Origin of the sequence: Nocardia arthritidis NBRC 100137 (assembly GCF_001612765.1) — a bacterium.
GTDB classification, from domain to species: Bacteria; Actinomycetota; Actinomycetes; order Mycobacteriales; family Mycobacteriaceae; genus Nocardia; species Nocardia arthritidis.
Map to the genome: position 1 here is coordinate 25215 of NZ_BDBB01000061.1, position 11842 is coordinate 37056.

10 protein-coding genes and 1 pseudogene are annotated in these 11842 nt (G+C 69.8%); 1 reads left to right on the forward strand and 10 read right to left on the reverse strand.

Features of this window, described 5'->3' with window-relative positions; translation table 11 throughout:
* Nucleotides 1–18: 18 nt before the first annotated feature.
* The 4 genes from NA8_RS30135 to NA8_RS30145 all read right to left on the reverse strand — a co-directional run bounded on the left by NA8_RS30135 (nucleotide 19) and on the right by NA8_RS30145 (nucleotide 3510).
* Complete coding sequence (locus NA8_RS30135) at nucleotides 19–963, reverse strand: copper transporter (RefSeq protein ID WP_157107005.1); 945 nt, start codon at nucleotides 961–963, stop codon at nucleotides 19–21.
* Between the two features lie 8 nt (nucleotides 964–971).
* Entirely contained in the window at nucleotides 972–2186 is a 1215-nt protein-coding gene (gene steA / locus NA8_RS30140) for a putative cytokinetic ring protein SteA (protein WP_063053701.1), read from the reverse strand.
* Nucleotides 2187–2377: 191 nt separating this feature from the next.
* Entirely contained in the window at nucleotides 2378–3079 is a 702-nt protein-coding gene (locus NA8_RS34185) for a hypothetical protein (RefSeq protein WP_157107006.1), read from the reverse strand.
* Complete coding sequence (locus tag NA8_RS30145; RefSeq protein WP_063053702.1) at nucleotides 3073–3510, reverse strand: hypothetical protein; 438 nt, start codon at nucleotides 3508–3510, stop codon at nucleotides 3073–3075. Before NA8_RS30145 ends, NA8_RS34185 begins: the two co-directional genes overlap by 7 nt.
* A 447-nt stretch (nucleotides 3511–3957) precedes the next feature.
* Between NA8_RS30145 and NA8_RS30150 the strand changes: the two genes are divergently transcribed.
* Nucleotides 3958–4377 (forward strand): SRPBCC family protein, encoded by a 420-nt coding sequence (locus tag NA8_RS30150; RefSeq protein WP_063053703.1) that lies wholly within the window; start codon nucleotides 3958–3960, stop codon nucleotides 4375–4377.
* A gap of 9 nt (nucleotides 4378–4386) precedes the next feature.
* On the opposite strand, the gene recN is transcribed toward NA8_RS30150, so the two are convergent.
* The 6 genes and pseudogenes from recN to NA8_RS30180 form a co-directional block, all read right to left on the reverse strand.
* Nucleotides 4387–6171, reverse strand: a complete 1785-nt coding sequence (gene recN / locus NA8_RS30155) for a DNA repair protein RecN (protein WP_063053704.1) — start codon at nucleotides 6169–6171, stop codon at nucleotides 4387–4389.
* Nucleotides 6149–7108 carry an NAD kinase gene (locus NA8_RS30160; protein WP_063053705.1) on the reverse strand — a complete coding sequence of 320 codons (960 nt, stop codon included), beginning with the start codon at nucleotides 7106–7108 and terminating at the stop codon, nucleotides 6149–6151. Before NA8_RS30160 ends, recN begins: the two co-directional genes overlap by 23 nt.
* The gene (locus NA8_RS30165) at nucleotides 7105–7926 is read right to left on the reverse strand and encodes a TlyA family RNA methyltransferase (protein WP_063053706.1); all 822 of its coding nucleotides are present in this window, start codon (nucleotides 7924–7926) and stop codon (nucleotides 7105–7107) included. The genes NA8_RS30160 and NA8_RS30165 overlap by 4 nt, the downstream gene beginning before the upstream one ends.
* A gap of 1 nt (nucleotide 7927) precedes the next feature.
* The gene (locus tag NA8_RS30170; RefSeq protein ID WP_245664063.1) at nucleotides 7928–8227 is read right to left on the reverse strand and encodes a hypothetical protein; all 300 of its coding nucleotides are present in this window, start codon (nucleotides 8225–8227) and stop codon (nucleotides 7928–7930) included.
* A 13-nt stretch (nucleotides 8228–8240) separates the two neighbouring features.
* Nucleotides 8241–9173, reverse strand: coding sequence for an HAD-IIA family hydrolase (locus NA8_RS30175; RefSeq protein ID WP_084467191.1), 933 nt, complete (start codon nucleotides 9171–9173; stop codon nucleotides 8241–8243).
* A 941-nt stretch (nucleotides 9174–10114) separates the two neighbouring features.
* Nucleotides 10115–11179: pseudogene (locus NA8_RS30180) on the reverse strand (tetratricopeptide repeat protein); the annotation flags it as partial.
* Nucleotides 11180–11842: the final 663 nt, after the last annotated feature.

Below are 11842 nucleotides of genomic sequence, written 5' to 3' on the forward strand. Positions count from 1 at the left end.
CGACGGCCTCGCGCCCGCTCAGCCCGGAACCGCGGCCAGAGTGAGCGCGGTGGCCTTGGCGCCGGTGCCGTAGCGTCCGGCGCCACCGTTGAGCTGCTCACCGAGCGCCAGCACGGTCGTGACCCGGCCGAGTTCCCGCTCGACATTGTCGACGGTGCTCACCTGGGCCGCGAGCGCGGCGTCGGTGCGGATCACGGCGATCGGTCCCTGCTCGTCGGCGGCGCCCGCACGGCCTGCGAGGACCACTCCGGCACCGCGGCCACGCAGAGCACCGGCGAAACGCGCGCTGTTGGCGCCCACGCCGTTCTCGGCGGCAGCGACGCCGTTGCCGGTGATCACGACCGCGAGCTGCGCGGGGCGCACCGGCGTTTCGCCGTAGGCGAGGAAGCCGCCGCCGCGCAGAGTCTCCAGGACCAGCCCGAGCTCCTCCGGGGTGCTCCGGGTTTGCCCGGTGGCGGGGTCGAGCAGCAGCACCAGGCCGAGCAGATCACCGGCCATACTGCCCTGGTCCACCGCGCCGGTTCGCAGCTGCGCCCCGGCCGGGATGACGTTCGTGACGGCCGAGCGCATCCGGTCGCCCTCGGTGGCGTCGACGAACGCCTCGGTGAGCGCGATCCGGCCGGTAACCCCCGCGCCGGCGACCTCGAGCGCCTTGGTCACGGCGTCGACGTCTCCGGGATCGGCGTCCGGGGTCGTGAACACGACGACGCTGCGGTCGGTGAGCGCGCCGCCGAGAATGCGGCCCGACGACCCGGCGATGAACTGATCGGCGGCCACGGCCTGCTCGCCGAGCCGCCGGTTCTGCTCGGTCAGGATGTCGACCTGCTGGCGCAGGTCGGACTTGTCCGCCCGCAACGCCGACAGCAGGTCGGCCGCGAGCGTCTGGGATCCGAGCACCACACCGATCGCGAGCGCGAGGAAGATCGCGACGATCGAGACGGCGTGCTGGCGCAGCGAAATCATCGTTCTCCTCAGAATTCCCACGATCCGGCTTGCCCCTGCGCCCATCGCGCGAGGCGGTTCCAGGCGTCCACGCCCCACTCCGCGACGTCCCCGCCGCTGTTGGACGCCAGCAACACGACGATCACCGCGACCAGCGCGGCGAGCACCACGAGCGCGACGGCGACTCCGGACACGCGATTGCGGTACAGGGTGGCCACCGCCTGAGCGTCCATCAGCTTCGTACCGACCTTGAGCCGGGTGAGGAAGGTGGCCGGATTGCTGTCGCGACGGCCGCGGTCGAAGAAATCGTCGAGCGAGGCGGGCGCTCCCGCGGTGACGATCAGCGCGGCGCCGTGGTGGTCGGCCAGCAGCAGCGCCAGATCGGCGGCCGAACCCGAGGAGGGGAAGGTCGTCGCGCCGATGCCCAGGTCCTGGATGCGTTCGAGTCCCTTGGCGTGCCCGTCGGTATCGGCGGGCAGGATCACCTCGGCGCCGCATTTCATGGTGGCGCTGGTGATCTCCTCGGGGTCGCCCACGATGACGTCGGGCCGGTATCCCCGCCTGCGCAGGGTGTCGGCGCCACGGCCGACGCCGATCAGGATCGGGGTGTACTCCTTGATGAACGGCTTGAGCCGCTGCAGATCCTCGGCGTGCTCCGGGCCGTCCGCGACGACCACCACATGCCGGTGTTTCATCACCAGATCCAGCTCCGGAACACCGAACCCGTCGATGAGCAGCGCGCTCTCGGTGCGGATGAACTCGATGGTGTTGCCCGCGAACGCCTCGAGGTGATCGGCCAGGCCGTTGCGCGCCTCGAGCATGCGCTCCGCGATGGCGGTCTCGGTGAGTTCGATGCCCTCGACGAGGACCTCCGGCTCCTTCTTGATCAGCTTGTCGGCGTAGACCACACCGTCGGCGACGCGGACCTTGACGCCGTCCTTGATCTTCTTGAACGCATCCGAGCTCACCGTGTCCAGCAGCAGGATCCCGTGGGCCACGAGCGCCTCGGGGCCGAGGTTCGGGTAGCGGCCGGAAATGGACGGCGAGGTGTTGATCACCGCGCCGACGCGGGCCTCGACCAGCCGGTCGGCGGTCATCCGGTCGAGGTCCATCTCGTCGAGGACGACGATGTCGCCCGGTCCGACCCGACCGAGCAGCCGCCGGGTGTTGCGGTCCACCCGGGCCGTCCCGATCAGACCAGGCAGCGTTTCGGTGTTTCGCGACAATAGCGCCGGCATCCTCATGGGGCGATGATGAGCGCAAACTCTCAACCATTGGTGGAGGCGCGCCGTCTCACCGAGCGCATGACGCCTTCGCGTTACCTATTAGCAATCCTATCCGCACCGTCGCTCGCACTCGCGCGGAAGACGCCCCACATTCATCCGGGCAGATCACTCCCTTGGAAACCTCGGTCGACACCCGCAAACGTGCCAAATTATGCGAGATGAGATCTGGCCTCGGAAGAAACAGCAGTGTCAGCAATCAGGGCGCGAATGCCTTGCCGATCCGCTGTGACGCATATAGACCCTCTTCTCCAGCAGACAGCGAATCCACTGCTACCCGTGCGCGACAAGCGGCTCGGATCAGGTCGGATTGCCGTCGTCGCAGAGACTTGCCGAGCGCCACGACTTCGCCGGACGGTCGCGCCCGGGCCGAAGCGCCACCGCTCGATCGGAGCGGCGGCCTTCCAGGACATGGTGCCGTCTCGATGGGTGACCACCTGGTAGACATCCTCGGCGCCTTCGACGAGCCGGCTCCCCACGCAATAGTCGTTGTACGCCGTTCCCGGCTGCCGGGCTCCCGCGCTGAACCGCCCGGCCGGACTCTGCGCCGCGCCCGGATTGGGCACCGTGCTCGGCTCGCTCACGACCGCACCGCGGAACCAGCACGGCGCGCCCCGCTCGTCCGTGCCACACCGGAAGCTCCAACCACCGGCGGCGATCGAGTTCCCCTGCCCATAGGCGGCGCCCGCCCACAGACAGTCCACACTCACGTTGCCCCCGGTCGCCGCGGCCGTGGCGGATCCGAACACCAGTCCGGCCGAAGCCACGGCGCCGATCACCAGCAGCCGAACGAGTTTCCATTCCCGCGTTCGGCGCAGCCGCCGACAGCTCGCGTCTCGATCATCGATCAGCACCACTTCGCCTGCGGGCGGCACACGGTCCAGCCATTGCCGTCCGGCCGCTGCGTGCGCGTCCACGCCGATTCCCCGGCGCCGTTTCCGGCACTGCTCTCGTCCGGACGGGGCTTGTTCCGCCGGTGATACTCGCGCAGCGCATGCTGATGTTCGTTCTGCCGCAGTGGATTCGGATCGGAATGCTGATATCCGAACGGGTCGATCGCGTGCCACCCCGTAGAGTCGCCGTGCGAGCCCGAACGACCGGAGTGGTCGGAGCCGGACAACGACTCCGCGGCCGCCCCGCCCGCCGCGGCCACCGTCCCGGCGGCGAGACCGGCGACGATCAGCGCGAACGCCCCCTTCTTCGATGATTTCCGGCCGCGGCCGGACACCGGTCCGGAACGCCGCGCTTCGTCCGTGCTGGTCCTTGCGGAGAGAACGCTGCACATGATGGCCCCTTCGCCTCGGTGCTTGCCGCTATCCGACGGAGTTCATCCGCCGTTCATCTACTGAGTTCCATAGTAGATTAGGAATCGGACATTGCGGACATTCATTGCGTACGACACAGTGGGCGATTTCGAAATCCCTTGATCGAGACTCGGTTTGCCGGATCCATCCACCCGCGCGCACGTACACTCTCAATCGCAGCCGACAGCGAGCACCGCACTATTACCCGTCGCTTCATGGATGCCATCCGTAGTTCGACATACCGTTTCCCGTGACGGCCGCCGCTACCTCACACCGACCTCGGCTCCGAACGCCTCCACCGCACCGGCTCGGTAGAGCCGACCACGCGGGCGGCTTGCCGCCGATTGTGATGCGGACGACACGATCACCGAGCCGCGCCCGCTGTAGCTATATGCTGCCGGTCACACGTAACTGGAAGAGGAGATTTCATGGCCAGCACCACCGTCGACGCCGTCATCGCCGCCCCGCGCGAGGTCGTGTACCGGCTCTTCGCCGACCGCGAGAGCATCAGCCCCTACATTCCGGTCCAGGTCAAGCTGGTCAAGCCCGGCCTGACCGAGCGGGAAGGCGTCGGCGCGCAGCACCTGATCGGCCTCGGACCGGTCGGCGTCACCGAGGAGATCACCAACCTCGTGCCCGGGGAGCGGATGGAGTACAAGATCGTCAAGGGCGCGCCGGTGAAGCGGCACGTCGGCATCGTCACCTTCGCCGACACCGACAACGGCACCCTGGTCTCCTACACCATGGAATCGGACCCGTCGCTGCCGGTGCCCGCCAAGGTGCTCGAGTTCGGCCTGAAGAACCTGATCGGCACGTTCATCAAGGGTGCGCAGAAGGCGGTGCGCTGACCGGCGCGCTCAGCGCGCGGCCACCTCGGCGCCCGCTTTCTCGGCGCGCGCCGTCGCCAGCAGTTCCTCCGCGTGCGCGCGGCCGGTCTCGGTGTCGTCGAGACCGGCCAGCATGCGCGCCAGCTCGACCACCCGCTCGTCATTGGTGAGAGCCCGGACGCCGCTGTTGACCGCGCCCTTGCCGTCGTCGGATTTGTCGACCACCAGGTGGGTGTCGGCGAACGCCGCGACCTGCGGCAGATGCGTCACCACGATGACCTGGTGGGTGCGCGCCAGCCGGGCCAGCCTGCGGCCGATCTCCACCGCGGCTCGCCCGCCGACGCCCGCGTCGACCTCGTCGAACACCATGGTCGCTCCGTGATCGGAACCGGCGAGCACCACTTCCAGCGCCAGCATCACGCGCGACAGTTCACCACCCGACGCACTCTTGCTCAACGGCAACGACTGCGCGCCCGAATGCGCCGCCAGCCGGAACTCGGCCTCATCGGTGCCCGTGGCGCCGGCGTGCAGTTCCTGGCCGTCGACGGTGAGCGGCGCCGAGTCCTGCGCTCCCGCGAGCAACGGCCGCACCTCGACCTCCAGACGAGCCTTGCCCATCGCCAAGCCACCCAGCTCGGCGCTCACCGCGGCCGCCAGCTTCCCCGCCGCCTTGCTCCGCGCCGCGCTCAGCTTCTTCGCCGCCTCCCGCACCCGCTCGGCGGCGGTGTCCACTTCGGCTGCCAGTTTGCCCAGCGCCTCCTCGGAGACGTCGAGCGAGCCGAGGCGGGTGCGCGCCTCCTGCGCCCAGGCCAGCACACCGTCGATGTCGGGTGCGTACTTGCGGGTCAGCGTCTTCAGTTCGGCCTGCCGGGTGAGCAGCGAATCCAGCGCTCCTGGATCGGACGGCAGGTCGGAAAGGTATCCGCTCAGCTCGGTGGTCACGTCCACCACCACGGCGATGGCCTCGGCCAAGCGCGGCGCGAGCGCGACCAGCGCCGGATCGTCGGCGGCTTCGATGCGGGCGCGCGCGGCGCCGAGCGCTTCCAGCGCGCCGGAACCGTCTTCGGGCGCTTCGGCGGGCCCGGCCAGCGCGTCGTGCGCAGTGGCCGCAGCCTCCCGCAGCGAATCCAGATCGCTCAGCCTGCGCACCTCGTCGACGATGCGCACGTCTTCGCCGGGTTCGGGCGCGATGGCGTCGATTTCCTTCAACGAGTGCTCGAGTCGCTCGGCTTCGAGGGCCAATTCTCTGCTGCGCGCGGTTCGTTCGAGCAGCTCGGTGCGGGCGTCGAGCCACGATCGGCGCAGCACCTGGTACTTGCGCAGCAGAGCGCCCACGGTGTCGCCCGCGAACTGATCCAGCGCCGACAACTGCTGGTCGGGGCGCTGCAAACGCAGCTGATCGTTCTGGCCGTGCACGGTCAGCACAGGCGCGGTGAAATCGGCAAGCACCGAGGCGGGGACGCCGCGACCACCGAGATGCGCGCGGGAGCGCCCATCGCTGCCGACCGTGCGGATCGCGATGACGCTACCGTCGTCGTCCTGCTCGGCCGCGGCCGCTTCCAGCACCCGCGCGACCTCGGCGCGCGCGGCATCGTTGACGTCGTCGATGGTGAACCGGCCCTCCACCACGGCGCGGGAGGCGCCGAGCCGGACCCGGCCCGCGTCCGCGCGGGCACCGCTGAGCAGATGAAGGCTCGTCACCACCATGGTCTTGCCCGCGCCGGTCTCACCGGTCAGGCAGGTCAGTCCCGCATGGAACTGCGCGGTCGCGGTGGAAATGACGCCAAGCCCGTCAATCCTGATCTCTGTCAGCACTTGTGCTCTCCGTTCGCCGTCGGCCACGCCAGCCTGTCACGGGCAATTGGAACTTGCGCACCATCCGGTCGGCGAACGGTGCGGAGTCCAGCCGCACCCAGCGCACCGGTCGAGCGCCGCGAACCGCCTCGACCCGGCCACCGCTGGGGAGTGCGAGCGTGCGCCTGCCGTCCAGGAAAACTATCGCATCGTGTCCGGTCGCCACAGACTCGACCGCGATGCGCGAATCCGGGCTGGTCACCAGCGGACGAGCGAACAGGGCATGGGCGTTGCTCGGAATCACCAGCAAGGCTTCGAGTTCCGGCCACACCACCGGACCGCCCGCGGAGAAGGCGTAGGCGGTCGACCCGGTCGGCGTCGAGACGAGGATGCCGTCACAGCCGAACGACGATACCGGACGGCCGTCGACTTCCAGCACCACTTCCAGTACGCCCATGCGCGAGGCGTTTTCGATGCTCGCCTCGTTCAGCGCCCAGCCTCTCTCGACCACCTCGTCCTCGACCCGGACGGTGACGTCGATGGTCATCCGATGCTCGATGGTGTAATCGTGGCGCACGACCTGGGCGAGCGCCTCATCCAAGTTCTCGGCCTCGGCTTCGGTGAGAAACCCGATGCGGCCGAGGTTGATTCCCAGCACCGGCACCCCCGCCGGGCGCGCCAATTCGGCGGCGCGCAGGAACGTTCCGTCGCCGCCGAGCACGAGCACCATCTCGCAGCCGACCGCCGCGTCCGGGCTGTGCTCGACCACGCGCACCGGGTAGCCGCCCGGCTCGGCGGCGAAGCGCGTGCTGTCCGCCTCGTCGGCGAGCACGCGCAGGCAGATGCCCGCGTCCGCGAAGATCTTCGCCACCCGGTGGGCGGTCTCGATGATCTCCGCGCGGCCCGGGTGCGAGACCAGCAAGATCTCCCTGCCGCAGGGTTGGGCCGGCGCGTTCACTGTGGACCCTCCTCAACCGCATGCTCGACCAGCGCCGCGACCTGCTCGGCGTCGTAATCGAACGGCCCGTCGTTGCGCAGCCACAAGAAGTATTCGACATTGCCGGACGGGCCCGGCAACGGGCTCGCCACGACGCCTGCGGTGCGCATGCCGAGCTCCGCTGCTGCTGCCGCCACCGCGCGCACCGCATCGGCGCGCAGCGCGGGATCACGCACCACGCCACCGGAGCCGACCCGCTCCTTGCCGACCTCGAACTGCGGCTTCACCATGGGCAGCAGATCGGCGCCGGGCGCCGCGCAGGCGGCCAGCGCGGGCAGTACCAGGCTCAGCGAAATGAAGGACAGGTCGCTCACCACCACTTCGACCGTGCCGCCGATGGTTTCGGGCGTCAGGTTGCGCACGTTGGTCCGGTCGAACACCCGGACCCGCTCGTCGGTGCGCAGACGCCACACGAGCTGGCCGTAGCCGACGTCGACGGCGACGACCTCCCGTGCTCGACCCGCCAGCAGGACGTCGGTGAAGCCGCCGGTGGAGGCGCCCGCGTCCAAGCAGCGCTTGCCCGCCACCGACAGCCCGTCCGGCTCGAACCGCTCCAGCGCGCCGAGCAGTTTGTGTGCGCCGCGCGAGGCCCAGGACACCTCGTCGGGCTCCTCGCGGACCACCAGCGGTGTGCCCGCCTCCACAGCGGTCGCCGCCTTCACGGCGACTGTTCCAGCTATCAGGACGCGGCCCGCGCCGATCAGCTCGACCGCGTGTTCTCGCGATCGCGCCAATCCGCGGCGAACCAGTTCCGCGTCCACCCGTGCGCGTCTGGCCACCTCAGATCTTGTCCACCGTGGCCAAGGCCTGTACCAGCACGTCATGTGCCTGCTCCAGGATGCGAGCGCGACGGGTGATGTCGACGCCGGCCTCGGCGCTGTCGGTCGCCGGCGCGGCCCGGCCGGGGCGGTCGAGTTCGGCGAGCAGGCTGTCGACCTCGCCGCGGATTCGATCCGGGTCGGCAGGCTCCGGGCGGCCTTGCGTACCCGGCAGGTGCTGACCGGGCAGCGGGACCCCGGGGCGGGGACCTTGCGCACCGGCGCTGCCGGGACCGTTCGGACGAGGTATAGGACTAGTCATCGTGGCGTCAACGCTATCGGATTTCCGAATCGGACGCGCGGACCGTCACAGCTCGTCCGGGGTTCCGCCGCAGCATCTCGCCGAGATCGGCTTCCGGCTCGGCGGCTACGGCCGCGTGGTTGAGGGCATCGAGCGAGTCGGCGACATAGGTCGGGATGTGTCCATCCGGGGCTTTGCGCAGTTCATCGAGAGTGCTGACACCGGTGAGCACCAGCAACGAGTCGAGGCCGACCCGGTTGGCGCCCTCGATATCGGTGTCCAGACGGTCGCCCACCACGAGGGCGGAACGGGAACCGGCTCGCACGAGCGCGTCCTCCAGCAGAGGCGCATACGGCTTGCCGGCGACGATCGGCTCCCGATCGGAGGCGGCGCGCAGCGCGGCGACCATCGCGCCGTTACCCGGCGCGAGGCCGCGTTCGTTCGGCAGCGTCCGGTCGGTGTTCGCCGCGACCCACAGTGCGTCCGTGCGCAGGGCGTAGGCGGCCTCGGCGAGGTCCGGCCACGCGGTGTGGGGTGAATGCCCTTGCACCACAGCGGCGGGCGCGTCGCCGTCGGAGCGCCGGATCGGTCGCAACCCGACAGCCTCCACCTCGGCGGCCAAGTCGTCGGTGCCGACGACCAGGACCGGCGCGCCACGGTCGAGCCGCTCGGCCAGCAACCGCGCCGCCGCCTGTGCGCTGGTCACCACGTCCTCGGCGGTCGCGGCAAAACCGAGTTCGGACAGATGCGCGGCAACGACCTGCGGCCCACGACTGGCATTGTTCGTGACGTACACCAATCGCCGGCCCGCCTGCCCATTCGCGGCGAGCGCCTCCGGCGCTCCCTCGATCACCTCGTGCCCGCGATACAGCGTGCCGTCCAGGTCGAGCAGCAGGGCTCGGTAGCGATCTCGTAGTCGCTTCACACCACTCTCACTCTGTGTCACCGATCGGCCGCGCCGACCCATCACCGCCGGGCCCTCCGGCAGCCCATCCGCTCGGCAAGTCCGAGACCCTCGACACTACGCCGACGCGCGGACCGGACAGACGTGGCGTCAGCCACTCCGGATCCCAAGCAGCCCAGGAAAGATCCGCAGATCACGAGCGCATGATCGCGGCCACCGCGATGATCCGATCGGCCCTGCTCACCAGATGCCCGCGACCGCGGCAAGATTCGCACAGGCACAGGCTCCCCGGCCGCACCCTGAACCATCGGTCCACGTGCCTGGCGCCGGGTGTGGGCCAGTCCTCGGAGCCGACTACCGCCCTCCACCCGTGCACACCTGCGATCTGCGGGCGATGCGCGTCCGGACTGCCCAGGGTTTCCAGACGCTACGTCGATTACCGAAATCCCATAGGTCGACGCTCATCCCACCGACATCACGGGCCGCCGCACGGCTCGATCGCCCGATCCGACGGGTTCTGCCGAACGACTCGATCGTACGAGTGCCTGGATACGACTATTAGAAGGCGGGCCGCGCCGGGCTGGTCATCACGCCCGAACCTTCGAGTTCGCCTCACCGGCATCTGCACAGCATGCGGCGACCGCTCCCGATTCGCTGAAGCCCCGCCGCCACGAAGACGAGGGCAGCTCACGTAGGGACGGCCCGCCAGGGCGCTTCGTCACCACTCGCGGCCGACGGTCGAGATCGCGGTGCCGACATCACTGGCGCGGCATGCCGAGGACAAGTTACCCGGCCTGCTGAAGCGGGAACGTCCCGATTGCCGGGCGCAGACGCGAGCTGGTCATACCGCGAGCGCCAGAGCGGCAGGTAGAGCCAGTTGACCGGCCCGTCCAGCCCGGCCATGATCCGGTCGGCGACCGACGCGAGCCGGGCTGGTATCGGAAGGTCCCATTCGCCGGTTGGAAAGCCCCCATGGGGCGCGGCAACCGTGATCGGGGAAAGGTTCAGATGTCGCTGTCGCCTGTGAGTTCGGCGGCGCGCTCTTCGGCGTCCGTGTCTCCGTCGAGGTCGGCTGAGGCTGCGTTGAGGAACCAGGTGAGGCCCTCGTCGGTGCGGCCCGCGGCGACGAGGGCGTCGGCGTAGGCGTAGAAGAGGCGGGCCGCGGCGGAACCGGTCCTTGACGGGTCGAGATCCGAGGTCTGCAAGGTCACCACGGCTTGGTCGTACTGGCCGAGGTCCATGCGCGCGCCCGCGACGACCATTCGCAGTTCGGTGGCATCGTCACCCCGGAGGGCACGCGCCTCCTCGCTGCGCCCGAGCTCGATGGCCCGTTCGGGACGGCCCAAGCCGCGCTCGCAGTCGGCCATGACGGCCAGCAGCCCGGAACCACCGGACATCCGGCGCGCCGTACGCAACTCCGACAAGGCTTCCGCCCATTCGCCGGCGTGGTAGGCCACCACTCCCGCGGTCTCGCGGACGACCGCGATCCGCCCGGCCCGCTGCCGAGCAGCCCTGGCATGGGCGAGAGCGAGGCCCGGATCGTCGTCGAGCAGACGCACCGCCATCACCAAGTGCCGGGCGACCGTCTCCGCGTTCCCTTTGTCCAAACTGAGCAGGTCTCGCCGCACAGCGGAATCGAGATCGGCTGCCTGCACCTCGTCCGGCAGATCGGGTTCCTCCGGACGGGGCGGACGACGGTCGAGGGAACGGCCCCCACCGACATGGGCGCCTTCGCCGCCACGGCGACGATCCGATGATGAATCCTCGCGCGGTGTCCGATCCCCGCGATCCGCGCCGCCGCGCTGCCCCGCACGCTCCGGTCCCTGGCCACGGCGATCGTCATCACGGCGCTGGAAGCCGGACGCACCGCGCCGCCCCGCATCACCGCGCTCGCCTGCATCGCCACGACGCTTGAACCCGCCACGCTCGCCCGGTTCCTCGCGGCGAGAATCGCCTCTATCGCCGGAATCGTCGCGGCGACGGGGGAATCCGCCACGGGACTCACCACGATCGAATCCACCGCGCGAACCGGACTCGCCGCCGGGACGGAAGCCGCCCCGAGAGTCGTCGCGCCGCTCCCCGGAATCACTCCGGCGTTTGAAGCCACCGCGTTCACCGGAACCCTCGGAGCGCTTGAATCCGCCCCGATCCCCCGATGCGCCTCGGCCGGCGGAACCGCCACGATCCGCGGACTCGTCCCGGCGCTGGAAACCACCGCGCTTGGGTGCGTCGCCGCCGCGACGGAAGCCACCGGTATCACCACTCCGGTCACCGGAGTCCTGACGCCTGAACCCGCCGCGTTCGCCCGAACCGCCGCGCTGGTCGGAACCGCCGCTGTCGCCCCGGCGGCTGAACCCACCGGAATTCTCGCGTCGCTGGTAACCGCCACGGTCGGAGGAATTGTCACGGGAGCCGGAGCCACTCGACTCGCCGCGGCGACCGAAGCCCCCGCGTTCCCCCGAGTCACCGCGACGGTTGAACCCGCCGCCGCGCCGGCTCGCGTCCTGCTGGTTGTCATCTCGCCGGCCGGACCCGGAGTCGGGAGCGCCGCGCCGGAAGGGCTTCCGATCGTCGTTTTGTTCCGGCACGGTGCTCCCTTTCTTGGTATCGCGAAAGTCTGTATCCCACGAATTCAATCACGCACCCGCGGTGGGGCGCGGGTACGGCAAGTTCGCCGGAGCACCATCTGGTGCCCAAACGCCGATAGGGGACCCAGATTCTGGGTCCCCTAT